The following is a 24,948-nucleotide window of genomic DNA, read 5'->3' on the forward strand; positions in this document are numbered from 1 at the left end:
GACTGAATTTATGACAAAAAATTACGATCTCATCGTCCTCGGTTCTGGCCCTGGTGGCTATGTCGCGGCCATCCGCGCTTCGCAACTCGGCCTAAAAACCGCCATTGTTGAACGCGAAAATCTAGGTGGTATTTGCCTCAACTGGGGTTGTATCCCAACCAAGGCGTTGCTGCGATCGGCTGAAATCTTTCATAATATGAAGCATGCCGCCGACTATGGATTGGCAGCAGAAAAGATCAGTGCCGATCTCGACGCCGTGGTGAAGCGTTCTCGTGGTGTGGCAAACCAGCTGAATAAAGGCGTCACTGGCCTCATGAAAAAGAACAAGATTGACGTCATAATGGGGGACGGCAAGATTATCGAAAAAGGCAAGGTCGCGGTTAAAACAGAAAAGGGCGACGAAGAGCTCACCGCCAAGAATATCATCATTGCCACTGGCGCTCGTGCCCGCGATCTGCCCTTTGCCAAGGCCGACGGCAAGCGCATCTGGACCTATCGCCACGCCATGACGCCGCCGGAAATGCCCAAAAAACTGTTGGTTATCGGTTCTGGCGCCATCGGGATCGAATTTGCTAGCTTCTATAATGACATGGGCGCTGATGTGACTGTGGTCGAAATGATGGACCGGATCGTGCCGGTGGAAGACGAAGAAATCTCTAAATTTCTTGAAAAATCGCTGAAAAAACAGGGCATGACCATCATGACCGGCGCTGGCGTCAAAAGCATCGAGACAACAGCTAAGGGCGTTAAGGCGGAGATTGAAGACAATAAGGGCAAGAAAGCCAGCCATGACTTCACCCATGTGATTGTCGCGGTCGGTATTCAGCCCAATGTCGAAACCGTCGGACTTGACGAGCTCGGAATCGAACCGGATGAGCGCTTCCATATCAAGACAGATGCGATGTGCCGTACCAATATCGATGGCATTTATGCCATTGGTGACGTCACTGGCGGACCATGGCTGGCACATAAAGCCAGTCATGAAGGCGTAATCGCTGCGGAAGCGATTGCGGGCGGCCATCCTCATGCAATGGATGTGAACAATATCCCGGGTTGCACCTATTGCCATCCGCAAATTGCCAGCGTCGGCCTGACCGAGGCCAAGGCCAAGGAAGCTGGTCATGACGTCAAAGTCGGCAATTTCCCGTTTATCGGCAACGGCAAGGCGATTGCGCTGGGCGAAACGGAAGGTTTCATCAAAACTGTGTTCGATGCGAAAACCGGCGAACTGCTCGGCGCGCATATGATCGGCGCTGAAGTAACCGAGTTGATCCAGGGCTATACGGTTGGCAAAACATTGGAAACGACCGAAGCGGAATTGATGAACACCGTCTTCCCGCATCCGACGCTCAGCGAGATGATGCATGAAAGCGTGCTCGACGCCTATGAGCGGGTTTTGCATATGTAGTCGATTTTTCTCTCTCCCAAAAGCGAGAGGAAATTAAAAAGGGAACAATCAATGATTCCGATCAAAGGCTTACTGGCGTTATCTTTTACCATCTCTGCAACTGCCAATGCGGAAACCATTGTCTATACGGCTGACCGGATGCTGGACGTCGATAGCGGCCAAATGATCGATGACCCTGTCATAATAGTAACCGACGGTAAAATCACCCGGGTGACTGATCAGAATGATCCGGTTGAACCAGCGGATGCGCGCACCGTGGCGCTGGGCGATGTGACCCTTCTCCCTGGCTTGATCGATATGCATGTTCATCTCGACGCCAATCCGATTTATGGCGGCTATAGCAGTCTGCAATTTACCGACCAGTTTTTCACGGTGCAGGGCGTCGCCAATGCCCGAGCAATGCTGGAAGCCGGCTTTACCAGCGTTCGTAACGTCGGGTCCGATAACTATTCCGATATCGCGTACAAACAGGCGATTGATGAAGGTCTGATTGCTGGTCCGCGGATCACTCCAGCAGGCTATTCATTGGGCGCAACAGGCGGCCATTGTGATCAAACCTTCTTGCCACCTTCCTTTAAGGCTAAATCACCTGCCGTCGGTGATGGACCAGCAGAATTGCGCAAAAAGGTTCGCGAACAGCGAAAATATGGGGCTGAGGTCATCAAAGTCTGCGCCACTGGCGGCGTGTTCTCGCGCAATACCGAGCCAGGTCAGCAGCAATTAACCTTGGAAGAGCTCAGTGCGATTGTCGATGAAGCTAAGCTGTGGGGCCTCAAAACCGCCGCCCATGCTCATGGTGCTGCAGGCATCAAAACGGCTATTCGCGCAGGCTTTACCACCATTGAACATGCTAGCTTAGTGGACAAAGAAGGGATTGAACTGGCGCGCCAGAACGGCACCTATTTCGGCATGGATATTTTCAACACGGAATATACGCAGTCTGAAGGCAAAAAAAACGGCGTGCTTGAGGAAAACCTTCTGAAAGACCGGCAGATTGCTCAGCTGCAACGCGACAATTTTCGTGCTGCTCATCAAGCGGGCGTGAAAATGGTATTTAGCTCCGATGCAGGCGTTATGCCGCACGGCATTGCTGGCGGGCAGTTTAAAATCATGGTGGACTACGGCATGACGCCGCTTGAAGCGATCAGAGCCGCTACAGTTAGTGCCGCCGATGCGCTGGGCAAAGCCGATCAGGTCGGACGAATACGCGCCGGATACTATGCCGATTTCATCGCGGTTGATGGCGATCCACTTGTCAATGTGCGCGAATTGGAAGATGTCGATATTGTGGTGAAGGGCGGTGCGCTCATTAAAGGACAATGAAATGGCTAAAGGAACGCATGATTATATCGAAGACCCACGCAATGAAACGATCCTGATCAATGTAAACGGGGTCATAACACCGCGTGCGGAAGCCACGATATCCGTCTTTGATAGTGGTTTCATGCTTGGCGACGGGGTCTGGGAAGGGTTGCGTGTTCACAAGGGCAGGATTGCGTTTCTCGAGGCGCATATGGACCGTCTCTTCGAAGGCGCCAAAGCCATTGCGATGGATATCGGGATCAGCCGTGAAGAGCTGATTGTACGGCTTTATGAGACGATTGAGGCGAATGGCATGACCGCTTGCCATATTCGTTTGATGGTGACGCGCGGTATCCGCTCGACGCCTTATCAGGATCCGCGTGTGGTCATATCACCAGCCACGATTGTGATCATCCCGGAATATAAGGAGGCTCTACCTAGCACGGTAGAGAATGGTATCCGGCTATTCACCGTCCATGTCCGGCGCGGCGATCCAGCTGTGCAGGATCCGAAACTAAACTCGCATAGCAAACTAAACTGTATCACCGCCTGTATTCAAGCCACTCAGGCCGGGGCGGATGAAGCGTTAATGCTGGACCCTCAGGGCTTTGTAGCCACCTGTAACAGCACCCATTTCTTCATTGTTCGCAAGGGCGAGGTTTGGACCAGTAGCGGGGATTATTGCCTTGGTGGAATTACGCGCAGCAATGTTATCCAGCTGTGCCGAGAAAATGATATTCCGGTATATGAGAAGAATTTCTCGCTGACCGATGTCTATGGCGCGGATGAAGCCTTCGTAACCGGAACTTTTGCCGGGGTTGTACCCGCCACTGAAGTGGATGGCCGCATATTGAGCCAGGGCAGGGGACCGATGGTCGAGCGTCTTCAATCTCTTTATAAACATCTGATTGAAAGTGACACGGCAATATGACGTCAGTCCCTGTGCGCATCGCAATGTGGTCAGGACCGCGTAATATTTCCACAGCAATGATGCGCAGTTTTGAAAGTCGCAGCGACTGCGTTGTGACAGATGAACCATTTTACGGCGCTTTTCTGTCAAAAACCGACATTCGGCAGCCGATGGCGGACGAAATTATTGCTTCCATGGATACCGATTGGGACAGCATTGCCCAAACTATGAGTGGGCCGATCCCTGATAACAATCGACTATGGTATCAAAAACATATGCCCCACCACATGGTCGGCAATATCGATATAACCGATTTTCCCCATCATCGTCACGCCTTTCTTATCAGAGACCCAAACCAGGTTGTTGCGAGCTATGCGGCTAAAAACGTTACCGTTACACCTGAAGATTTGGGTTATGAAAGACAGTTACAATATGTCGATCAAGCAGCGCAAATCACCGGAAAACCACCCATTATTTTGGACAGTGCCGACATATTGCGTGATCCGGAAAGCCATTTGCAGACCCTATGTACCGCGCTTGAGATCAGGTGGGATCCTGCCATGCTGCGTTGGTTGCCTGGCCCCCGAAAAACCGATGGAATATGGGGCTCGCATTGGTATGGGCAAGTGCTCAAAACAACTGGCTTTGCGCCAGTAAAACAAACGAAAACAAACTTGACATCGGAGCAACGCGCCGTCGCTAATATCTGCCGAAAATTCTACAATCAATTGTCAGAATATAGAATCAAGATTCTCTAATCCTTAGATATTTATTCCGATCTCGATCAATCTGATTGACCTGTTTGTGACATAGTTTTGCGTTCATCCCATAGCATGCCAACAAATTTTATGTTAAAAGCGCAGCATATTATGAGGAGGCCCATATGTTTCTATTATCTTCACTAGCCCTCTTTAGCGCCGCAACCGCTGGTATCGCTGACGCCGAGGCAAATCGCGTAAACTATTCCAATTGCTTGACCGATTTTACTGTTACGCATCTTGATCAAAAAACCGAACGCAAGGTTTTTAAAAAAGCCGCAGCGGAAGCCTGTCTCGACGAACGCAATGCTATGCTGACGGCGATGAAAAAGGATGAATTGGAATTTGGTAGCACCGAACAGGAAGCGGTTGATTATGCCACAGAAGAGGCTGACGGTGTCTTATTTGCCTTTGTCGGGGGATATTCCGGTTATATGAGTTCTAATACTCGTCCGGTAAAAGAATAAGCGCTAAAGTTTTTATTCAGTTCAGTTCCTTGCGAGGACAGGTATTTTGTCGTCGGGCAATTCGGCTTTTTCTTGACGTTTGGCTAGCACCTGCGCGCGTTTTTCTGCTTTGCGCTGCATCATCAGTCCGGCTAGCATACCCATGGCAATCCCCAGCATATATTGCACGACCGAGGTGACCAGAATCCACTCATAGAAACAGTGGAGCGCTACGATTACCAGCGTCACACCAATGCCAAGCGCTAAATCCCCGCGCGGATCGCGCCTATTGGCCCAAGCAAAGCGAAAAGCCGCGATCATTGGCGCGAACATGAACAGCAAAAAGGTAACAAGACCCAAATAACCTGTCTCCGCGGCGATCAGTAAGTAGACATTATGCACTTTCGCCGATCGACTGCCATAATTCCAGATTACGCCAGCTCTTTCTGAATATCCGCCGCTATTGGCCACCACAACATATTGATTGGCGCCAACACCCATGGGAAAATCTGCGAGCATCATCGTAGCGGCGCGTTCAAAGGCTTCCCGCTCTTCATTGCTGCCGGCAGTGGATTTGACTTCAAACCGCTGTTCTAGGGCGTTTAATGCGAGCGGAGTGGCCATGATCAAGGCAAATAGGCCGATGACTGCAACTTTGGTTTTCTGCGCAGAAGGCATCCGCAGCATCGATAAGAATATCAGCAATATGACGCCAGCACCCGCTAACCCTATGGTTGCTCGCGATGCGCCAAAGGCAACCACAATCAAACCCGCTACTACGCCCAATAATGGCAGTCGACTTTTTTGCGCTGCCAGCAACATCGCAAGCGATGGGTACAAGACGAAATGGGTCACCATTCCAAGCAAATTCTGATGCCCCATTGTTCCGCTCGCTTGCAAAACTCCCGACATTTTTTGACTGATCGCAAAGCCGGCTTGCAAGGTTATGCCGCAAACAAGGCCAGCAATAATAAGTTTCGGCCCGCCTTCATTCATGCAGATATTCGCAACCGCTAGAAACACCAACAACATGGTGCCCAATTGCCAGACGTAGAAAAAGGATGATTGCGGGTTGTTAGAAAAGGGGATCGATATGCCGGCGGCGATAATATAGGCAATGATTACCCCAACAAAGGGAAAGAAAAACGGCGATCGTCGACTGTTGAGAATGATTGCTAGCGCCAATCCGTCCAAAAGCGATATAATGACCCCTTTGGTCTGCCCCGGCCATGTTGCCCAACTGATAAACGCGGCATCGAGATTCCAAGCGGCAATTACGAAGGGCAAGAATCCAACGGCGAAGCAAAGATAGCGGCGATAGTGTCCGTTTTGACGCAATAGAGCCATGAATATGGGTACAGAAAAGATAATCACGACCAACGCAACGAATCTCATGACCTAATTACTTCCCATTTTTGCCTGTGAGGCATCTCATATCGTGGCTTTAATGTCATTCTGATAAAGATTTCACAAAAAAAATCTATCCAACTTTTATAATTTTGACGAGTCTGAAAAGGATTTTCCCTGGATTTTCCCTGGATTTTCAAAGTGGACAAATGCCTTTCGATTTTACGTTTAGGTACAAATAAATGGTATCCTTTGTAACAACTTAACAAGCATTACACCTGTTACAACTTTACTTGATTGTACATTTGTAACGACCGTCCCAAGATGGGACAATTTTTCCAATTGGGAAATAAAATAACGCACGAACATATTGTTCTTAAACAGAAATTGGTAGATTTTAGCGATTATTGGGCACGCACTCATTGAAAAACTGTCAACAATTCCGACACTCTAAAATAATTTACAAAAGCGCCAAAAATACGATTGACTCTCTGCCGCAATATTGGAATTAACTTTTTATTAACGCCTATCCTGGCGGGACAAAAAGGGGAAAATACGTGAATAAAACCAAGCTTCTAATGGCTGGTGCTGCAATCGCTGCAATGCCGCTATCAACTGCTCCAGCAAATGCTCTGACCATCGTGTTGGAAAATCTCGGCGGCGCGGAAAGCAATACCCGCGCATTTGCCGGCTTTACTGCTGCCGCACGTTTCTGGGAAAGCATTTTGACCAATGATGCAACCGTTCGGGTTAGCGTTGGTTTTTCAGCATTGGATCCAGGCGTTTTGGCTCAAGCAGGAAGTTCAAGTGCAGGTGTATTGGTTGAGGATTTTGTAACCGCATTGCGTGCGACAGGAACAACCAATTTGGACAGCCAAGCTGTTACACCTAATTTGGTTGCATCACAGTTTGACAACGACGATGGCACTGATATTCTGGGTTTCAATGCTTTGATTTCAGCGCCTAACGAAAATGGTGGCGGAGTTGCTACTCCCTTGACGCGCACGCTTGATGCAGATGGTAGTGCTAACAATGTTGTTCTCGATGCCAACCGCTCAAACTTGAAAGCTGTAGGTTTGCTAGCAGATGACGGCGCTTCTGATGCGGCGATCACCTTCAGCAATCAATTTGCATTCGATTTCGACCCAACTGATGGTATCAGTGCCGGCGCTTTCGACTTTGTAGGTATCGCTATTCACGAAATCGGCCACGCGCTTGGTTTCGTATCCGGCGTAGACACCTATGACTTTGTAGGCGGTAACCCTGACATTCCATTCGGCGACGGCACATTTGCAGATTTGGATCTCAATCCATTCCGTATCTTTAGTCCGTTGGACTTGTTCCGTTACAGCGATCTGAGTGCGCAATTGGGCGTTATTGACGTAGCTGTTGGCGGCGTTGACGGCGAAGCACCATTTTTCTCGATTGATGGCGGTGCAACCAATCTGTTTGGTGATGCCTTTTTCTCAACGGGTTCGTTCCTTGGTGACGGCCGTCAAGCCAGCCACTGGAGAGACGTTGCAGCGGGTGAAGTACAGCGCGGTATCTTGGATCCAACGCTTTCACGCGGAACAAACAGCATTATAACTGGTCTGGATCTTGCAGCCTTTGATGCCATTGGTTGGAACCTGGACTTTGATGTTCTTGCTGATCCAAATTTGGGCTTCAGCACCACAGGTATCAATGTTTCTGCTGTGCCTGAGCCAGCAACTTGGGGCATGATGATCTTTGGCTTCGGTATGATTGGTGGTGCTCTGCGCCGTCGTAAAACCGTTAAAGCGAAGCCAGCATTCGCTTAAACTAAAGACGAATAAAATTATAAAGACCCGCTGGCGCAAGCCGGCGGGTTTTTTTGTAGATGGAATAAGCGTTGCAGGTTTAACCATATCTTTGCCGCTGGCTGTCATTCCCTTGGCCACTCACGAACAGCAATTTCACTTCATGCATCATGCTTTTGTGATGATCTCTGCGCGAAGTTGATGTAAGCACCGATTCAATGGTGGGACAGGCAAAAAACTGAAATGGCACTGATTTCTCGCCAGATGATATCCCAGATCGGTTGGGTCACCGGTTCTTTTGGAGCTGCTCAAGGCCTTCGCCTATTCACCAATGTCATATTGGCGCGTTTGCTGGCACCGCAACTTTTCGGCGTCATGCTAATCGTAAACACGCTGCGAACCGGGATTGAGCTGTTATCGGATATTGGCGTCGGGCAAAATATTGTCAGCAATCGCGATGGCTTTAAGTCCGCCTTTTTCAACACCGCTTGGACCGTCCAAATCATCAGAGGCATTTTGCTATTCGGTCTGGCCTTGTTACTCGCCCAGCCCTTGGCCGGCTTTTACGACAGCCAGGAACTGACAGAAATTATCCCCATTATCGCGGTCGTGTTTCTGTTGACCGGGGTGCAATCTCCCTCGCGCTATTTGCTGCAAAAACAGCAAGCTGTAAAAACAATTGCGTTGTTTGATATGAGCATGGCGGCGGCATCCGCTGTGGTCCACATCGCATTAGCTCTCTACTCGCCGACCATATGGGCGTTGGTAGCAGGACTTATTCTGGCGACGACAATTTCAACCACCACCAGTTTTTTCCTGATCGACTTTCGCATGCACCGGATCACGATCGATCGGGCGCATATCAAATCGATTATATCCTTTGGCAAATGGGTCTTTGCGTCTTCCATTGTCTTCTTTCTCGCGATGAATTTTGACCGTCTCTATTTTGCGAAAGAAATTCCCTTTGCGATATTAGGGATATACGGCATCGCTCGAACCTTTTCCGATATGGTCGGAACATTGGTTCAACGCGTTGGGAATATGATGATCTTTCCTAAGGTTGCCGGATTTGCAAAAGAGCGATCAGAGCTGCGCCCAGCCATTGCCGGATTGCGGTTAAAAGCTTTGCTTGCCACTGCATTCGGCCTTTCAGTAATCGTTGCCTTGTCCGATTTGATCATCCTGTTGCTCTATGATGATCGTTATATCGCGGCAGCATTCATGTTGCCAATTTTGATGGCTGGCGCCTGGTTTTCCATATTATCTACTATGGGTGAAGCCTTCATGCTCGGCATCGGGAAATCGGTTCACAGCGCTCAAGCCAATTTTGCCAAATTATTATGGCTGGTTATTGCCGTGCCTATTGCGCTCATTAATTCCGGTTTTGTAGCTGCTCTTTGCGTCATCGCAATGGCAGACCTCTTCCGTTATCTCTCGCTTGCTTATTCGCAATGGAAAGAAGGGCTTTCCTTCATTCGACAAGATATTGCACTGCTTAGTTTATTTGCCTTATTGGTAATTGTCTGGCGTTTGGTATTTTCGCAATTGGGTATCGTCGCAGATTTTGATGGTTGGTTAGCTTATGGAAGCATTGTCAATGAATGATGACCAATCCTCTTCTCTAAAATCACGCGTAGGTATTGTTGCAATTGGCCGGAATGAAGGAGATCGTTTGGTACGGTGCCTGAAATCTTTGCAACCGCTTGAATTAAATATGATCTATGTGGATTCTGCATCCACAGATGGGAGCCCGCAAGCCGCGACAGAACATGGTGCAAAAGTTCTCGATCTTGATCTCACAAAACCATTTACCGCAGCCCGAGCGCGTAATGAAGGTTTCGCGGCGCTAATCGCTATGGTGCCCAATATTGACTATGTTCAATTTGTTGATGGCGATTGTGAGGTTGAGCAAGGTTGGATTACCAAGGCAGCCGCTTATCTTGACGAGAATCCAGATATATCCATAATTTGTGGACGCAGAAGAGAACGCTTTCCGGACAAATCATTCTATAATGATCTGTGCGATCGCGAATGGAATACGCCGATCGGGCAGAGTGCCGCCTGTGGCGGCGATGCGTTGATGCGCGTGACCACGTTTCAATCCAATGGCGGCTATAATGGAGCCCTCATTGCTGGTGAGGAACCGGAACTGTGCCACCGGATAAGGGCTGCTGGCGGCAAAATTTGGCGCGCCGATGAACCGATGACCATTCATGATGCCGCCATGCACAGCTTTCGGCCATGGTGGCTTCGCGCTGTCCGAAGCGGCTTCGGCTATGCTCAAGTCTTTTGGACTACACGCGGCTCAGACAATCCGCTATATCGCAGAGAAGTTGCTCGTTCCCTATTTTGGGGTTTGATTTTACCAACTATTTTCGTCATCGGCGCTTTTTTGCATCCGATATTGGGGATATTTTTCCTTTCTATATTTCCGCTGCAAATAGTGCGAATGGCAGCGCGAGAGGGGCTCAATCACAGTCGATCCTGGAAAAGCGCAGCTCTTCATATCGTTGGAAAATTTGGAGAGCTTTTGGGGATTGCTCGTTTCATCAAGCGCCTTATCAAAGGTGAAATAGGTGGAGCAATTTTCTACAAATGACCAAAGAAATCAATTCCAATACCCAAAATCAAGTCCTGCAGGGAATTTCTGGGCCTATTGCCTATTTGACCAGCCAATATCCGGCGCCATCTCATACATTTATCCGACGGGAAATTACCCAGCTGCGCAAAATTGGCGTAGACATTCAATCTTATAGTATTCGCAAACCGGTTGCAGGATTGGACAATAATTTAGATTTAGCCGCTGAAAATGAAACCTACTATGTTTTAGGACAAAGCGCGGCGACTTATCTGACCGCGCATTGCAAAGCGATGTTCACGCACCCTGTGCGATATTTGCGAACCTTGAAAAAATCCATACAGCACCGTGTTCCAGGGTTTAAAGCGTTCATATGGTCCCTTTTCCATTTCGCCGAAAGTATTGTGCTTGCCGATCAATTGAGAAAAGATAAGATTGTTCATCTGCACAATCATTTTGCCAATCCCGCCGCCAATGTAGGGATGCTCGCAGCCGAATATAATCAAATGCCCTGGAGCCTAACGCTACATGGCATCTCCGAAACCGACTATCCAGCTGGATTGTTGTTAAGTGACAAGATCGCGGCAGCAAAATTCATAGCCTGCGTATCCTGGTTTGGTCGCGCGCAAGCGATGCGGATTTGCGCTTCAGAGCATTGGCACAAATTTCATACCGTTCGCTGCGGAATTAGCCTCGACAATTTGCCCGTTAAACCGGAAAATTCAAGCAACGACCCAGAAGAAACAAAAACCAAGCAAATTATATGTGTTGCCCGACTATCGAGTGAGAAAGGCTTACCCGGCCTGTTGCAAGCTTTTGCCGGGATAAGGTCCAAGGGACTTGATGTTGAGCTGAGCTTATTGGGTGATGGTCCTGAACAAAATCTTATCGAGGCAGAATGTCGCAATCTTGGTATCGAACCTTGGGTCCATTTACTCGGCCGGCGTTCTGAAACCGAAACGCTCGCGGCGATATCGCAATCAGATTTGCTTGTTTTGCCGAGTTTCATGGAAGGATTACCGGTCGTATTGATGGAAGCGATGGCGTTGAACGTGCCGGTTATCAGTAGTAGAATTGCTGGCGTTCCTGAATTGATTGAAGACGGCGAAAGTGGATTACTGTTTGATCCTGCCAATTGGTCTGAGCTGGAGGAGAAGCTCGTTCGTTGCCTATCAGATGAAATTGCCGCGAAAAATAGAGCCAAAAACGCCAATCAAACCATTCACCGAGAATTTAACATAGAAGTTGCGATATCTTCTTTACCTAAGCTGTTCTCTGATGCGATATCCGACCATAAAGAATCTGCTGCGCAAGACAGCGAATAGGGAGGACAATCATGATATTTGATCAATTCGACAGTATTCGAATTATCAATTTACCTCATCGCACGGATCGCCGTAGCGAAATGGAGGGAGAGTTGAGGCGCATAGGATTGCTCGATGATCCCCGTGTTGCCTTTTTTAACGCCTTTCAATTTGATGATGCCGGTCCGTTTAGCTCTCCTGGCGCTCGCGGCGTCTATCAAAGCCATCTGGCGATATTGGATGAAGCCGCGGCCAATAATTATCGCGTATTAATTTTGGAGGATGATTGCGACTTTACCGCTGATGCAAAATCCTATGCCCCACCCCAAGAATGGGAAATATTTTACGGTGGCTACGAAGCTTCAGACCCCAACAACCTGCTGAGCAGCGATATCATTGGGGCGCATATGATGGGATTTTCCGCAAAAACAGCGGTTCATTTGGCCGACTATCTCCACGATTTGGAATATGAGGGCATTCATCCACCCATTGATGGCGCCTATATTTGGTATCGCCGCGCTCACCCCGATATTGTCACATTATTTGCGCAGCCAGCTTTAGGCAATCAACGGCCTTCGCGCACCGATATTGCCGAATTGCGGTTTTTCGACAAAATACCGATCGTTCGCGGTTTTGTCGCGCTAGCTCGGAAATTAAAGCGGGCGGTTATTCGCTAAGCGACCGAAGACACTAATATGATGTGTCTATGTCATGTTTCTTGCAAGCCAGATCGATATAAGATCCGGGAACAGGGGGCTTGTCAAATAAACCCACCAAGCGGCTATGCCACATATGAACCGCAACCGTATCATCAGCAAGCATCGCTTCTACAACTTCGGCTGGCTCATATAATGCGCGCGCATCTTTCCATCTGACAGGATAAAATACAGTGGGCGCTTTGGCAAAACGCTCAATGCCATTTTTCTTTATAACATGGGTAACCAATCCAGAAGAATAGGTGCCCCAAGGCATTTCATCGAGGCCGATAGGGCCTTTGGTTAAGCGCTGCCAATAAAAAGCCAATGACCGCTTCGGCCCAAACCAGGGCGGCCGTGTATTTGGTTGCGGAATCGTATTGAGATCAGATACCATTTGAGAGTCAGCAGGAGCAAGAAGAACAGCATTATTGACCCATCCTTCATATTCCCAGCAAAACACATGGTCTTCGGCAAAGTCTAGCGGTTTGACAAAGTAAAAGTCCATATCCACCCAATAGCCCAAGCCCTTGGCGAGTAGCTCATAGCGCCAGAAATTCGCGCCCAAGGCTACTGAGCCGGTATCCGCATAGGTCAACAAGCGCTCTCGCGGCATAACTTCTGCGGCATTGCGCAATTCTATACCCTTTGGCACGCCTTCCAACTTGTCCGGTTCATAGGACCATAAAGTGAATTTATGTCCCACTGCCAAAGCGGATGTCAGGCAAAGCCGTTCCAGATAGCTGAGCTTATTGCCAACCCATAGGGAATTGAGATGTTGTAGTGCCAAGTTGAAACTCCATAGAAAAGCACGAGCGACCGCAGAAAACTATGTTAGGGAGTGTAAAAATTATTTCCCTGAATGAAAGGGATAATATAAATGCTTCAAAATCAATCTGAATAATATTTATTATAGGCGCCGCTGCCATAGCCATAGCCATAAGGGTCAATCAAACCGCCAACATAGCGGTTGAGCACAGTACCCATGCACGGTGTCGGCTTAAGCAAGGATACGGTATTATTCATTTGTTTTTTAGTGGTGATGCCCTGTTCAATCACTAGCATATACGCATCGAGATGCTGTGCGATCATGATTGTATCGTCATTGGCAAAGGCAGGCGGCAGATCGCAAATGACAACTACATCATCGGGCAAGTCCTTAATCGCTGCCATAAGTGCTTCAAACCGTTTGCTCGCCAACATCTCTGCTGAATTGCTTTTGACCCGATGACACGGAAACAGGGCAAGATTGCTGTCACCAATTCTTCGTCCGACGGAAGAAAGATCATCGGTTTTTCCGGATAAAAACTCTCCCAATCCCGTTTTGCTCTCAATGCCCAACGCTGTGGCTAGCGATCCGCGCCGCAGATCCAAATCAAAAAGATAGATGGTTTTGTCAGACAAGCGCGACAGCGCGGCCGCTAAGTTCATCGATAGAAAAGATTTGCCCGCCGCTGGTGTGGCGGAAGTAAGACCAAAAAGCTTCCAACTATTGCTTTCAAGGGTTTTTATCACCTGCGACCGTAGCAAGTTAAAGGGTCGTGACCGAATGTCATTGCCGTCAAAACCAACAATTTGATTTTCCTCTAGCGTTTCCTCAGCGGGAACCAATGCTTCCAACTGTGAAGGATGAGGTATTACCAAAGGGCTAGCAAGTTCAGATGGGTTTTCGGTCATATTAAGCACAGATTTTTTCCAGAAATTTGTATTAGGTTGCCCAAGCTAATCGGCATGCGCTTCCTTGCGCTTAAAAGGCCAGAACCGACGTTCTGATTTTTCTTCATTATCCGATTTTATAGTCGGAACAACAACCATTGGCGCTGCGCCCAGAGCGTTTGAAATGGTCTTAGGGTCTCTAATCGGCTGCAGGAATAGTTCCGTGCCGAAAACCAAAATGAAGCCGAGCGCCAGACCAGCACCTAAACCGCCACCGGTCAACAGTATCCAATCTGGAGACGCCGGCTGATCGGGAATAACTGGCGGGTCAATAACCGACAAGCGCTCGCCCATCTGTTCATTTTCCGCCTTCACACCCGCTTGGGCTGCAAGAAGTCGTCCGGAAACGGTCTGATATTGGTCATTCAGGCCATTTAGACGTTGCTGAAGCTGGTTGATTTGCTGCAGCACAAGAGGCGCTTGCGATTGTGCGCTCAAGGACGCGGACATGCGCGCCGTTTCTGCCGCCTTAGCCGAACGCAAAGTCGCGATTTGCGTATTGTTAAATGCTATTTGCTGATTGATCGTATCTACCGGCAATTTGCTTAAATTCTGTTTTGCCAAAGCATTGGCTTCTGCCAATCGCTGTTGTGCGATCACGACATCGGGGTGATTGTCGGAATAAATGGCCTTTGCATTGGCTAGTTGCTGTTCTGCCGCAGCAACGACCGGATCGCGATTGGACGATTTCATGGCGTCATCGCGCTGCGAAATGAGTTGCGAATTTTCGCGTTGGAGCGCCCCGATCTGGACGTCATATCCGCCACCGCCGCCAATCATCATTCCGCCACTATTGGCAAGAACGCTGCCATTTTGGGCCTTGATCGTGGCAATTTGATTTTCAAGTTCTTGAATTTGCAGCTGCAAACCTGCAGCCTGATCGGTCAAAAATTCTTCAGTGCTGCTGGCTTGCTCACTGTTGACCGTTGAATCGAGTTGCAGAACTTGCTCGGTCAAATCTTGCGCCACACTTTGTGCTTTGACGGGATCTGAATATTCATAAGCAAGCGCAAAGGCGATAGTTGAGCTTTGCCCGCTGGAAGCGCGTTGCAAATCGGCCGACATTGGGACGATTTCAATAGAATCGCGCATATTTTCCACAATTTCCGAAAGCGGATCACTGCCGCGTTCGGTGGGATAAAGCTCATATTTATTGATCAATTCAATCACACCGGGTCGGCTTAGAACCTGTTGGCGAATTCGCGCGATACGGCGGTCGACAATCTCGGTAGCCCCATCGCCGGCGACATCATCGGGCAATTGCGAAGATTGTACCAGCAAGATGGCCTGCGACCGATAAACGGTCGGTAAAAGGAAGTAAGCCGCAATGCCGGCCAGAAAACACAGCAACAACGGAATGATGAAAAGCCATTTGCGTTGCCAAACGATCACAGGGATTTGCGACAGAAAATTTCCGCCTTCAAATTCCTGTTCGTCGAGATTGTCTAAGTTCATCGATTATTACCAAGCGTAAATCTGATTCCCACGCTAACCTGTGTATTGGCTCGACGGTTAATACCTGATTGAAATGAGTCGGAATAGCCCGCAGATACAAATCCGGAAATTCTATCGGTAAACCGGCGATTATACGTTGCCGAGGTCCGCAGATAGTCAAAATCATCAGAAATACCGAAAACCGAATTTGAAGATCGCGAATAGCCCGCGTTAAAGGTTAAGCTGTCATCTCGATTGAGTTGCTGACTATAACCTAATGTAAATGAAGTTTGTGACCGCACACCATCAAAGGAGGTCGGCGAGGTAGAACGGCTACCGGACAAACATAAATTCCCCGTCTCGGTTGTCCGGCACAGGCTTAAAGATCCAGAAAAATCCTGAGATTTTGAGGTACCGATTAAGTTTTTCGAGTTCGCAAAAGAAACACCTGCGCTGGCTGAAAGAGTGAAATCTTCTGAAAGTTGATGTGAGATATTCACCGAAGGTGTTATAATTGTTGAATCACCCTGGCGTTGCCCCAAATAGTTTACTTGGCCAAAGCCAACGGATGCGCCGATTGAGGTCCGATCCGAAATAATTCTGGAATATCCAAGATTTTGGTTGAAGAAGTTATATTCGTTCTGAACTCCGCCACCGGAGAAGCGGATAAGCGACACGCCAGCATCGGCGCTGATACTATCCAATTCGGTCAGGCTATGGGTAATACCAATTCCAGTTTGGACTGTATGCCTACGCTGGTCTAGACCGTTTAGGGCGATATCATCCGCAATAATCGGTAGAAAATTATCATCGAAAACCTCGGGCGGGTTAAAAAAGGCGTCATTCACGCCTAAAATGCTACCACTATAGCCTAGACGCCCGCGCAATTGGGTCCGCTCTGACAGCTCGTGATCAACACTACCACTGAGGCCATAACCATTATTGGTCCGAAAATCTTCTTCATATTCTTCCAAGCGGGCATATCCGCGCAATTTGAACGTTGTTACGGATTCCGTCACAACCAATCGCGGCGCCACGCTTATCGATACACTACCGGTGGAATCAACCGGCCCGTTTTCCAGATAAGGATTTGTCGAAGCGCCCACGCCGATGGAAACATCGGTAACAAAAGACGTTTCCGCCATCGCAGGAACCGCACTTAACAATGTTCCAGCCGCCAAAGTCAGCGAGCTCGTATGAATTATGGATCTATGCAAGATGTATATCCTTCCCCCAGGAATGTTGCGTTAGGGCACGATGACCGTATCACCGGATTGAATATTCGGTATGGCACGCTTTGACACAGCGGCCGCAGCACCGCTGCGTTTAAACAAACCACCGAGCCTAGTGCGAATAGTCACCAGTCCCTGCGGTGTTTTGCGGACGATAGAAATGCCATCAAGATCAGCAAATTGACTGGGCCCTCCCGCCATACTCAAAGCTTCCAACAAATTAATGTAACGGCCCGGTGAAAAATTCCCCGGCGAATTAACCCGGCCCATCACGGAAAACTGCAATCCAGTAGGCGAGCTAACCGAAACCGTGACCTGCGGGACTTGACCACGATATTGATTCTCTAGGCCTTTGCTCACCACAGCCTCAATTTCGTATGGCAATTTTCCTTCCGCTTCGATGCGGCCAACCAAAGGGAATGAAAAAGTACCATCGGGCAATACGCGTATCTGTCGTTGCAAGCGGCTTTCACCCCAGACATATACTTCGATATCATCGCCAGCATTGATGCGATAAGCGGCCTGATTAGGATTTGCAGGGGTTGCTGCGGCTGGCGCAGGAGCTACCGCTGTTTCAGAATTTTGGTCAGTGGCTTGCGCTTGTATGGAAACAGAAAATAGCGCCAACATCACGGCCAATATAAAATTCTTCATAGATATTACTCATCCATCGTTTTAACTTCACAGCGCCGTGCTATATAACCTAATATTAATCCTTGCCACAGCAAAACACAGTTAATCGTATAGGAAAACCTCAGTTAACCGCAAAATTTACAGAAATATCCAGCCATTTGGCCAATTAGAGCATAATCTATCAAAAACATGAAACAGTGCAAAACATCGTTAATGCGACCGATTCGAAAGGTTAACGCACCAATTGCAGCTGTTTTTTTGCTGGCAACACTTGCCGGGTGCTCTTCTTCTGCTGAGAAATCAGCGGAATCGGCCTTATTGGCGCAACAATATCTCGATCAAAAAAACTATTATGAAGCGCGCAAAGCGATAGCGGAAGCAATCACGCATCGTGACGATCAATCAGAGCTCCATATTTTAAAAGGGCGTATAGCATTAGGAGCAGGAAAGCGTCGCGATGCGTTTCTGGCCTATCAAGATGCTCTTTCGCTGGAATCGACAAACCCGGAAGCCCTTCAAGCGGTTTCTCAGCTTGGATTGCAAACCGGATATTTACAGGACGCAGAGCAAGCAGCGGATACGATGCTATCCTTTTCGCCAGAATTGCCAGAAGCGCTACTCACAAAGGGGCTTATCGCTCTGGTGCGACGCAAACATGACAAGGCTTTGGATCTTGCAGAACGTATTCTTGCCGTTCGTCCCGGTGATGAAGCAGGAACGATTTTAAAAGCGCGCACCTTAGCTTTGACAGGAAACCCTCAAGAATCTCTGCAAATGTTACAAAGTTCAGCGACTGATGAGAATTATTCTGAAGGCGTCGACATGACGTTGATAGAACTGTATCGCGACACGAGCAATTTGGAACAAATGAAAGCTACTTTTAAAAGGCTTATAAAACGACGGCCTGAAAACATGAGTTTTCAATTGGATTACGCCAATACTTTATACAAATCGGGAGATATTTCCGGAGCAAGAAATTTGGTCGGCGGTTTGTTACGGGACAAACTCAAACAAGCATTGCCGCTGTCGATGGTAACCGATCTTTGGCATGAATATGATAATGATCCCATTGATGCCAGTCTGCTCGATTTTCTTGCGAAAGAAGGTTCGCTTGAATCGAGAATAGAAATTGCTGAATTTTTGCTACATGTTGATCAACCAGAACAAGCTTTGACGATATTACGGTCGGTATCCTCCGGTTTTTGGCCGAAAGCCCGGGCGCTATATGCCCGGGGATTATATGCGACAGGCGAAACTGAAAAAGCGAGCGAAATGGCGACTGTTTTGCTGGATAAAGATGAAACCAATGTCCACGCCTTACTTGTTCGCGCGCGCCACCATCTGTCCCAGCGTGATTTTGTGAAAGCCGTCAATGATGCACAAATTGTTGTACGCGATAATCCTCAGCTGCTTGATGGATATTTAACATTGGCCGACATTTATCTTGAGAAAGACGATAACGCCGGTGCACAGAGGGTTTATGCAGATGCCGTAGATTTGCTTCCGCAAGACCTTGTTTTGTTTAAAGTTTATACAAAATTTCTTCTTGACAACGGCAATCCCGTTCGTGCGGTAGCTGCTGCGCGGGGATATGCCCGGGACACGTCCGCGTCGGTTAGTGCCTGGAAACTATACCAGAAGACCTGCGAAGAAGCTGGGATTGAGCAATGCAAGGCAGAAGCTCGCATCGGAGAAGAAACCGCCAATCTCATTTATGCGGTGGATCTACCGCCAGGGACACCGCCAACCCGTGGTCTGTTTGGGCGTTTGAAATAGTGCCTGATACCGTTAATCCAGCAAACGCGGATCACCCGGTTTCTGCACCTATCGATACTGTATCTTTTCTTGGAGTTGATATGGCTCCGTTGGATATGGCCGGCGCATTGGCCGCCGTTCGCAACTTGGCCATTCAAAATAAGTTTTCCTATGTTGTCACGCCCAATGTCGATCATTTTGTTAATCTCTATCCCGAAACATCGGGTCCACGCGATCAACTTTTTCGCGACGCCTATCAAGGCGCCGCGTTAACCTTGTGTGACAGTAGAGTTATCCACGGTCTCGCTCGGTTGAGGGGACGAAAGCTGTCGATCGTTCCGGGCAGTGATCTCACTGCAGGATTATTTGCGCATCAGCTTGCTGCAGGCGATCGGGTTGCGATAATTGGTGGTGACAATGATCTTCTGGCCACTCTAACAACGCTTTTCCCAAATCCGGAATATGTTCAACATATTCCGCCCATGGGCATATTGAGCAAACCCGAAGCCATGAATGACATCATCTCCTTTGTTGCGAACTCGCAAGCCCATTATATATTATTTGCCATCGGTGCGCCGCAAAGCGAGATAATCGCTCATCAATGCCTGAAGGCCGGCAATTGCACAGGGGTTGGTCTGTGCATCGGAGCATCTTTGGAATTTATCACTTCGATGAAAAAACGCGCACCCAATTGGATGCAAAAATCAGGTCTAGAATGGGCTTTTCGTTTGTTGAACGAACCGACACGCTTGTGGCGGCGATATCTGGTAAAAGGTCCGAGAATTTTCAAAATATTCATGGCGCACAAAGGCTAAAACAAACCGAAATTGCGTTTAACATCAATCGTTTGCACAAATTTTATGCTGAAATTGCTGTACTATTTTTTTGGGTTTGAAACCGAAGATTGATTTTCACCTGACCGGCGCGTGCGGATCCACTGAGTTTCCTTTCCTTTGAACAGCTTCAAATAAACCGGTATTTTCCACAGAATATACAAAGGTATCCGAGCCAGAGCTCCAAAGGACAAGACGGAACGACCCGCTATAATCCACGCGGCTAATGTGGTCAAAATGGACAGAAAAACAATGGTCGAGATGATTTGGAAGGGTAGGGGAGATGCTCCCCAGAATTTGAGCAAACCGCTCAACAAAATCACCACCAATCCTGATGCAAATAGCAAGGCCAATGGCGGAACCAATAAATGGAGACCCAAGAAAAATTGCGCCTTCGACCATGGAAGCAGGCCAGAACCGATAAGGGGAAGGGCTTGAGCCTTGGCGGTGGATAGAAATCCATGCTCCCATCTCGTGCGTTGAACCAATGTGTCTTCTTTGGCCGCCGCCAAGCTGGTCACTCCGGCAGACTCTACAAATAAAGGCGTTTGGCCGCTTTTGGTCAAGGAAACCCCAAGGGACAAATCCTCCGCCAAATCCCCACTCGCGAGAGGCGCCTTCGCAAATACAGGCCATGGAAAAGCCATACCGGTTCCGGTCAGTAACGCTGCTCCGCCCATGCGGGTCATACCCCGTTGACGAATGAGGTTTTTCATCAGCATCGCAAAATTGGATATTTGTACCATGGGCGGTGCTCCCGCCGGACTATGGATTAAATTGGTCGCCTGAACGGGGGCTCCAAGACTCTGCGCGGCAAAAGCTAGCTTTTGCGCGCTGTGCTTATCAAGCATGCAATCAGCGTCTAAAATAATCACAACATCCGGTGGCGTGGCGGCAAGAATATCGCGCCCATGTGCCAGAGCAAAACCTTTACCGCGATCTGTGCTGCTCGATCTTTCAACCACATCTGCGCCGGCAGCGCGGGCAAGAACAGCCGTATCATCACTGCAATTATCGGCGACAACCAGTATTTGCGCGTTTTCCGGAATACGTGATTTCAAGGTTTTGATGGTTTCATCTATGATCGAAGTTTCATTATGAGCCGGAATTAAAATGGCAATTTTTGGCGACGAAAACTTCGTTTGCTCGACTTGGCCTGGATCTTTTCTGCCCAACAAAAGTGCGATCAAAACTTCTATCAAATATATTCCAAATAATATCAGAAATGGCCCAACAAACAGCCAGGCGAGGGCGGTCATAGTGATTTCAACAGAATTCATGGACGGGTTTCATTTGCACGGCGCTGTTGCACAGGTGCACGGGCATGATGTTGGTGCAAGCCTGGATCAGGCGGCGGGTCAAACACCCGTTGCTTGCCATTATTCCTATAACCCTGCCTCAATCGCAACTGCTGACCATTTCCCAGTTCGCCTCCGGAACAATTGAGTTTTCGGTTTATGCAATGCTCTGTCCAAAGCGCAAGCGCTTCGTCATCCCATGCGCCGAACCAATCGGTATGGAAGGTTGTGCCCGGTTTCGCAGGTTTCATGCCTGGCATATAATCGGACGACAAATGCCAACTGGGATTGTCAGGATCCCATTCCCCGGAACCATCCAACGTTTCGTCCGTTTCATACCAGGCGGAAAGCGTGAACGTGGGAATATGATAAGGATGAGATTTCGGGCACCGCGCTATGCCATCGCTGCCGCGCACTCGGTAGGAGACATGTTTGCGATGGTCTTCGCTATCCAGATTACGGCCATCCCAGCAATTCGGCGCATTGATTAGAGCACCGAGCTGATTACCAGGCGGGCAGTTTTTCGCGGCCGTGACGATATCCGGATATTTACCTGGTTTTGCGGTTGGGCCTTTGCAGTTAAAGTAGCCATTGCCCGTTTTTTTGCCCGATTTGTTGAGCATATCATGTCCAAAAATAAACCGTAAGCCGCGCGGAATCGCGACACATGTTTGTTTTACGCCCTCTCCTTGAGCTTTGCAGCCTGCGGAAGAAGCTGGTAATCGCTTGTAATAAACGCCAAAATGATGCGGCTTAACCACCTGTCCACGGCCATTCATCATCGCAGGCATCCAATAGGCAGAACGATTGAGACGATTATTGCAGGTGCTATCGCCAGTCGTCCTCAAAGTCTCGTAAGTCGAATGGGCATCGGCCAACGTGTTGCCGAAAAATTGGTGGAGATGGGATTTGCCGGGTTCTCCAGGATAGACTATAGGATCATCATAGCTCAGTTGGCCCGGGCTGCAGAGAAATCGAAAGGCGCCCACAACATCGGGTTCTGCGCTCTTCGGCACCTTACCATGCCCCCAACCGGGCACATATTCTTCCTCGACATCAAAATTGCTAGGAATTGAGGGCAGTTCAACACCTTCTGGCATAGCATCATCATTTGCCAGGCTTTGCGTTCCTATGCCTATCAACCCGACCGCAAATATTAATTGTAACATACGCGCCATCGCGGAAATATCATCCTTATCTTCGCCGCCCCAATTTCACTGGCTTTATCAAATAGTCTTTCCACCGTCACGAGGTTAATCGCGCTGGCAAGCCTGCAATCTGTCCCAAAATTACAATCTGGCAATTTTAAGCTTATCAACACTCTTGCTAGCTATACGGCCCATCTGTATCGAACAGCTCAATAAATTACCGGAGATACTGGCATGAGCCGAGATTATTTTTCACAAAAACGCGTTTTGGTTACCGGAGGGTGTGGTTTTCTCGGTTCCCATCTTATCGATCGCCTGATCGAGCAGGGGCATGAAGTATTGTGTGTCGACAATTTGTTCACGGGCTCAAAAAGCAACATCTCCCATTTGCTACAACATCCCCGTTTTGAATTTTTGCGGCACGATGTTTGCCTGCCTCTTTTTGTTGAAGTCGATGAAATTTATAATCTGGCCTGTCCTGCATCTCCCATTCATTATCAACATGACCCTGTGCAAACCACCAAGGTATCCGTCCATGGCGCGATCAATATGCTGGGTTTGGCAAAGCGTTTGAAATGCCGGATTTTGCAGGCTTCAACCAGTGAAGTTTACGGCGATCCTGTTGTTCACCCCCAAACCGAAGATTATTGGGGAAATGTAAACCCGATTGGTATTCGCTCTTGCTATGATGAAGGAAAACGCTGCGCTGAAACCCTGTTTTTCGATTATAATCGTCAACATGGCATAGAGATTAAAGTGGCGCGTATATTCAACACTTATGGGCCGCGCATGCATCCTTCTGATGGCCGTGTTGTATCCAATTTTATCATGCAAGCAATCCGCGGCGAAGATATTACAATTTTTGGCAATGGCAGTCAGACGCGAAGCTTCTGTTATGTCGATGATCTGGTCGATGGGTTGATGAAGCTAATGAACAGCAAGGAAGGATTTACCGGTCCCGTCAATATTGGCAATCCCAATGAGTTTTCTATTCGCGAGTTGGCTGAATTGGTCGTCGATATGACCGATTCAAAGTCTAAAATCATAGACTTGCCACTACCTCAAGATGATCCGCAACAGCGGCAACCCAATATTGCTTTGGCCAAATCAAAATTGAACTGGGAACCGTCTATCGAACTCAAAGAGGGATTGGAGAAAACAATCACTTATTTCCAAGGTTTGGAAAAAATCCCCGCTTAGTCGCGTTTGCTCATCAATTCTGACAGAAAAGAACGATATTGCGCGGCAATATTTGACCAAGCAAAACTCTTGGCGCGCTCTGACACGGTAGCCGGTGCCGCAGATTTGTCTGCAATAGCATCTTTCAAGGCCTGGGTAACGGCCAGATTATCCTCTGTATTCACAAGATATTCGTCGTCCCCAACGATCCAGCGCAAGCGGGGGGTATCGTGGCCAATAATCGGAAGTCCACACGCCATCGCCTCAGGAAAAACATTCCCGAATGATTCCAGCAATGACAGATGAAGAAATACATCTGCTGACTGATACAGGCTGGGCATTTGATCAGGCGTTACAGTCAATTGGGTAAATCGATTGGGAAGCAATTCTGCAGCCAAAGCCTTCACTTCATCCCGCATCGGGCCATCTCCTGCGACAACGAGGTGAGTATCATCCATTGGTGCGACCGCTCTGATGCCATCTATAACCCGTTTCGTAGGGATTAGAGCGCTAACCATTAGGACAATTTTTCGATCTAATGGAAATCCAAATTTTCTCCGATCACCAACGCCAATCCTAAATCGATCGGTTGAAATGCCATTTGGAATTATCGCACATTTCCAGCGATCTTTATTGGATTCAAAATAATCTGGATTGGTACAAACCAACCCATCACAAGAGAAAAACCGGTATTCCGCATCATTCGAAACAGCTGGCCATTCTCCATTTTGGGTAACGAATATATTGAGCGGCTTTTGTCCGCTTAAGATGGGGCGTCCCAAAATTCGATTTGTGAATGGAAAAGAACATGTCAGAACAGCGTCATAATCTTGCGGCTTGTATTTTAAGGCAAGAGCCGGTGCAAAACTGGCTTCTTCATACACTGTTTCACTGCGAAACAGCGGAATAAAAGGAAATTTTTCAAAATTTTCTCGGCGAATGGATCCGGCATGAATAAATTTATACGGATCGCCTTCTCGCGCTTCTCCTGATCCGATGACCGTTACGTCATCTCCGGTTCTGGCCAATTCGGCAGCAACCGATAAAAGAGCCACTTCAGCACCGCGTTCGTATCGATGGAAGCCGGGCAAGGCGAATAGTAATCTCATGGCTTTACTCTGTTCTTGTTTTTTATTGCGTTACCGGAATGGTGCTCAAATTCAAAAGGGTTCTTTGTCATTGCCATGATCTGGT

Annotated in this window: 22 protein-coding genes; 13 read left to right on the top strand and 9 right to left on the bottom strand. The window is 48.3% G+C overall.

Features of this window, described 5'->3' with window-relative positions; all coding sequences use genetic code 11:
- The first annotated feature begins 10 nt into the window (after positions 1–10).
- From lpdA to ABJU74_RS02600, 5 genes are all read left to right on the top strand, one after another.
- Entirely contained in the window at positions 11–1,408 is a 1,398-nt protein-coding gene (lpdA, locus tag ABJU74_RS02580) for a dihydrolipoyl dehydrogenase (RefSeq protein WP_348382950.1), read from the top strand.
- A gap of 51 nt (positions 1,409–1,459) precedes the next feature.
- A complete protein-coding gene (locus ABJU74_RS02585; RefSeq protein ID WP_348382951.1) occupies positions 1,460–2,731 on the top strand; it encodes an amidohydrolase family protein in 1,272 nt (423 codons plus the stop codon).
- A gap of 1 nt (position 2,732) precedes the next feature.
- Positions 2,733–3,641, top strand: a complete 909-nt coding sequence (locus ABJU74_RS02590; protein WP_348382952.1) for an aminotransferase class IV — start codon at positions 2,733–2,735, stop codon at positions 3,639–3,641.
- Complete coding sequence (locus ABJU74_RS02595; protein ID WP_348382953.1) at positions 3,638–4,378, top strand: HAD family hydrolase; 741 nt, start codon at positions 3,638–3,640, stop codon at positions 4,376–4,378. Before ABJU74_RS02590 ends, ABJU74_RS02595 begins: the two co-directional genes overlap by 4 nt.
- A gap of 125 nt (positions 4,379–4,503) precedes the next feature.
- The gene (locus ABJU74_RS02600; protein WP_348382954.1) at positions 4,504–4,845 is read left to right on the top strand and encodes a hypothetical protein; all 342 of its coding nucleotides are present in this window, start codon (positions 4,504–4,506) and stop codon (positions 4,843–4,845) included.
- A gap of 21 nt (positions 4,846–4,866) precedes the next feature.
- Here ABJU74_RS02600 and ABJU74_RS02605 read toward each other — a convergent pair whose 3' ends face one another.
- Entirely contained in the window at positions 4,867–6,219 is a 1,353-nt protein-coding gene (locus tag ABJU74_RS02605) for an O-antigen ligase family protein (RefSeq protein ID WP_348382955.1), read from the bottom strand.
- Between the two features lie 509 nt (positions 6,220–6,728).
- On the opposite strand from ABJU74_RS02605, the gene ABJU74_RS02610 reads away from it, so the two are divergent.
- The 5 genes from ABJU74_RS02610 (at position 6,729) to ABJU74_RS02630 (ending at position 12,508) form a co-directional block, all read left to right on the top strand.
- Positions 6,729–7,970: an NF038122 family metalloprotease gene (locus ABJU74_RS02610; RefSeq protein ID WP_348382956.1), complete on the top strand. Its 1,242-nt coding sequence runs from the start codon at positions 6,729–6,731 to the stop codon at positions 7,968–7,970.
- 222 nt (positions 7,971–8,192) lie between these two features.
- Positions 8,193–9,554, top strand: a complete 1,362-nt coding sequence (locus ABJU74_RS02615; RefSeq protein WP_348382957.1) for an oligosaccharide flippase family protein — start codon at positions 8,193–8,195, stop codon at positions 9,552–9,554.
- The gene (locus ABJU74_RS02620; protein WP_348382958.1) at positions 9,547–10,548 is read left to right on the top strand and encodes a glycosyltransferase; all 1,002 of its coding nucleotides are present in this window, start codon (positions 9,547–9,549) and stop codon (positions 10,546–10,548) included. Before ABJU74_RS02615 ends, ABJU74_RS02620 begins: the two co-directional genes overlap by 8 nt.
- The gene (locus ABJU74_RS02625) at positions 10,545–11,852 is read left to right on the top strand and encodes a glycosyltransferase family 4 protein (protein ID WP_348382959.1); all 1,308 of its coding nucleotides are present in this window, start codon (positions 10,545–10,547) and stop codon (positions 11,850–11,852) included. Before ABJU74_RS02620 ends, ABJU74_RS02625 begins: the two co-directional genes overlap by 4 nt.
- A gap of 11 nt (positions 11,853–11,863) precedes the next feature.
- Positions 11,864–12,508, top strand: a complete 645-nt coding sequence (locus tag ABJU74_RS02630) for a hypothetical protein (RefSeq protein WP_348382960.1) — start codon at positions 11,864–11,866, stop codon at positions 12,506–12,508.
- Positions 12,509–12,521: 13 nt separating this feature from the next.
- Here the strand turns inward: ABJU74_RS02630 and ABJU74_RS02635 are convergent, their stop codons facing one another.
- From ABJU74_RS02635 to ABJU74_RS02655, 5 genes are all read right to left on the bottom strand, one after another.
- Positions 12,522–13,316: a hypothetical protein gene (locus ABJU74_RS02635; RefSeq protein WP_348382961.1), complete on the bottom strand. Its 795-nt coding sequence runs from the start codon at positions 13,314–13,316 to the stop codon at positions 12,522–12,524.
- A 101-nt stretch (positions 13,317–13,417) separates the two neighbouring features.
- Positions 13,418–14,212 carry a CpsD/CapB family tyrosine-protein kinase gene (locus tag ABJU74_RS02640; protein WP_348382962.1) on the bottom strand — a complete coding sequence of 265 codons (795 nt, stop codon included), beginning with the start codon at positions 14,210–14,212 and terminating at the stop codon, positions 13,418–13,420.
- A 36-nt stretch (positions 14,213–14,248) separates the two neighbouring features.
- On the bottom strand, positions 14,249–15,697 hold the full coding sequence (locus ABJU74_RS02645; protein WP_348382963.1) for a Wzz/FepE/Etk N-terminal domain-containing protein: 1,449 nt from the start codon (positions 15,695–15,697) through the stop codon (positions 14,249–14,251).
- On the bottom strand, positions 15,694–16,893 hold the full coding sequence (locus ABJU74_RS02650; RefSeq protein ID WP_348382964.1) for a hypothetical protein: 1,200 nt from the start codon (positions 16,891–16,893) through the stop codon (positions 15,694–15,696). The genes ABJU74_RS02645 and ABJU74_RS02650 overlap by 4 nt, the downstream gene beginning before the upstream one ends.
- A 30-nt stretch (positions 16,894–16,923) precedes the next feature.
- Entirely contained in the window at positions 16,924–17,562 is a 639-nt protein-coding gene (locus ABJU74_RS02655) for a polysaccharide biosynthesis/export family protein (RefSeq protein ID WP_348382965.1), read from the bottom strand.
- Between the two features lie 192 nt (positions 17,563–17,754).
- Between ABJU74_RS02655 and ABJU74_RS02660 the strand changes: the two genes are divergently transcribed.
- Both ABJU74_RS02660 and ABJU74_RS02665 read left to right on the top strand, forming a co-directional pair.
- Positions 17,755–19,317: a tetratricopeptide repeat protein gene (locus tag ABJU74_RS02660; RefSeq protein ID WP_348382966.1), complete on the top strand. Its 1,563-nt coding sequence runs from the start codon at positions 17,755–17,757 to the stop codon at positions 19,315–19,317.
- Positions 19,317–20,111: a WecB/TagA/CpsF family glycosyltransferase gene (locus ABJU74_RS02665; protein ID WP_348382967.1), complete on the top strand. Its 795-nt coding sequence runs from the start codon at positions 19,317–19,319 to the stop codon at positions 20,109–20,111. The genes ABJU74_RS02660 and ABJU74_RS02665 overlap by 1 nt, the downstream gene beginning before the upstream one ends.
- A 62-nt stretch (positions 20,112–20,173) precedes the next feature.
- Here the strand turns inward: ABJU74_RS02665 and ABJU74_RS02670 are convergent, their stop codons facing one another.
- Both ABJU74_RS02670 and ABJU74_RS02675 read right to left on the bottom strand, forming a co-directional pair.
- On the bottom strand, positions 20,174–21,409 hold the full coding sequence (locus ABJU74_RS02670) for a glycosyltransferase family 2 protein (protein ID WP_348382968.1): 1,236 nt from the start codon (positions 21,407–21,409) through the stop codon (positions 20,174–20,176).
- Complete coding sequence (locus ABJU74_RS02675; protein ID WP_348382969.1) at positions 21,406–22,605, bottom strand: DUF1996 domain-containing protein; 1,200 nt, start codon at positions 22,603–22,605, stop codon at positions 21,406–21,408. The genes ABJU74_RS02670 and ABJU74_RS02675 overlap by 4 nt, the downstream gene beginning before the upstream one ends.
- A gap of 204 nt (positions 22,606–22,809) precedes the next feature.
- On the opposite strand from ABJU74_RS02675, the gene ABJU74_RS02680 reads away from it, so the two are divergent.
- Entirely contained in the window at positions 22,810–23,775 is a 966-nt protein-coding gene (locus tag ABJU74_RS02680; RefSeq protein WP_348382970.1) for a UDP-glucuronic acid decarboxylase family protein, read from the top strand.
- On the opposite strand, the gene ABJU74_RS02685 is transcribed toward ABJU74_RS02680, so the two are convergent.
- Positions 23,772–24,863 carry a glycosyltransferase family 4 protein gene (locus ABJU74_RS02685; RefSeq protein WP_348382971.1) on the bottom strand — a complete coding sequence of 364 codons (1,092 nt, stop codon included), beginning with the start codon at positions 24,861–24,863 and terminating at the stop codon, positions 23,772–23,774. The two genes, ABJU74_RS02680 and ABJU74_RS02685, sit on opposite strands and share 4 nt — an antisense overlap.
- Positions 24,864–24,948: the final 85 nt, after the last annotated feature.

This window comes from Parasphingorhabdus sp., from assembly GCF_039982415.1.
GTDB lineage: Bacteria > Pseudomonadota > Alphaproteobacteria > Sphingomonadales > Sphingomonadaceae > Parasphingorhabdus.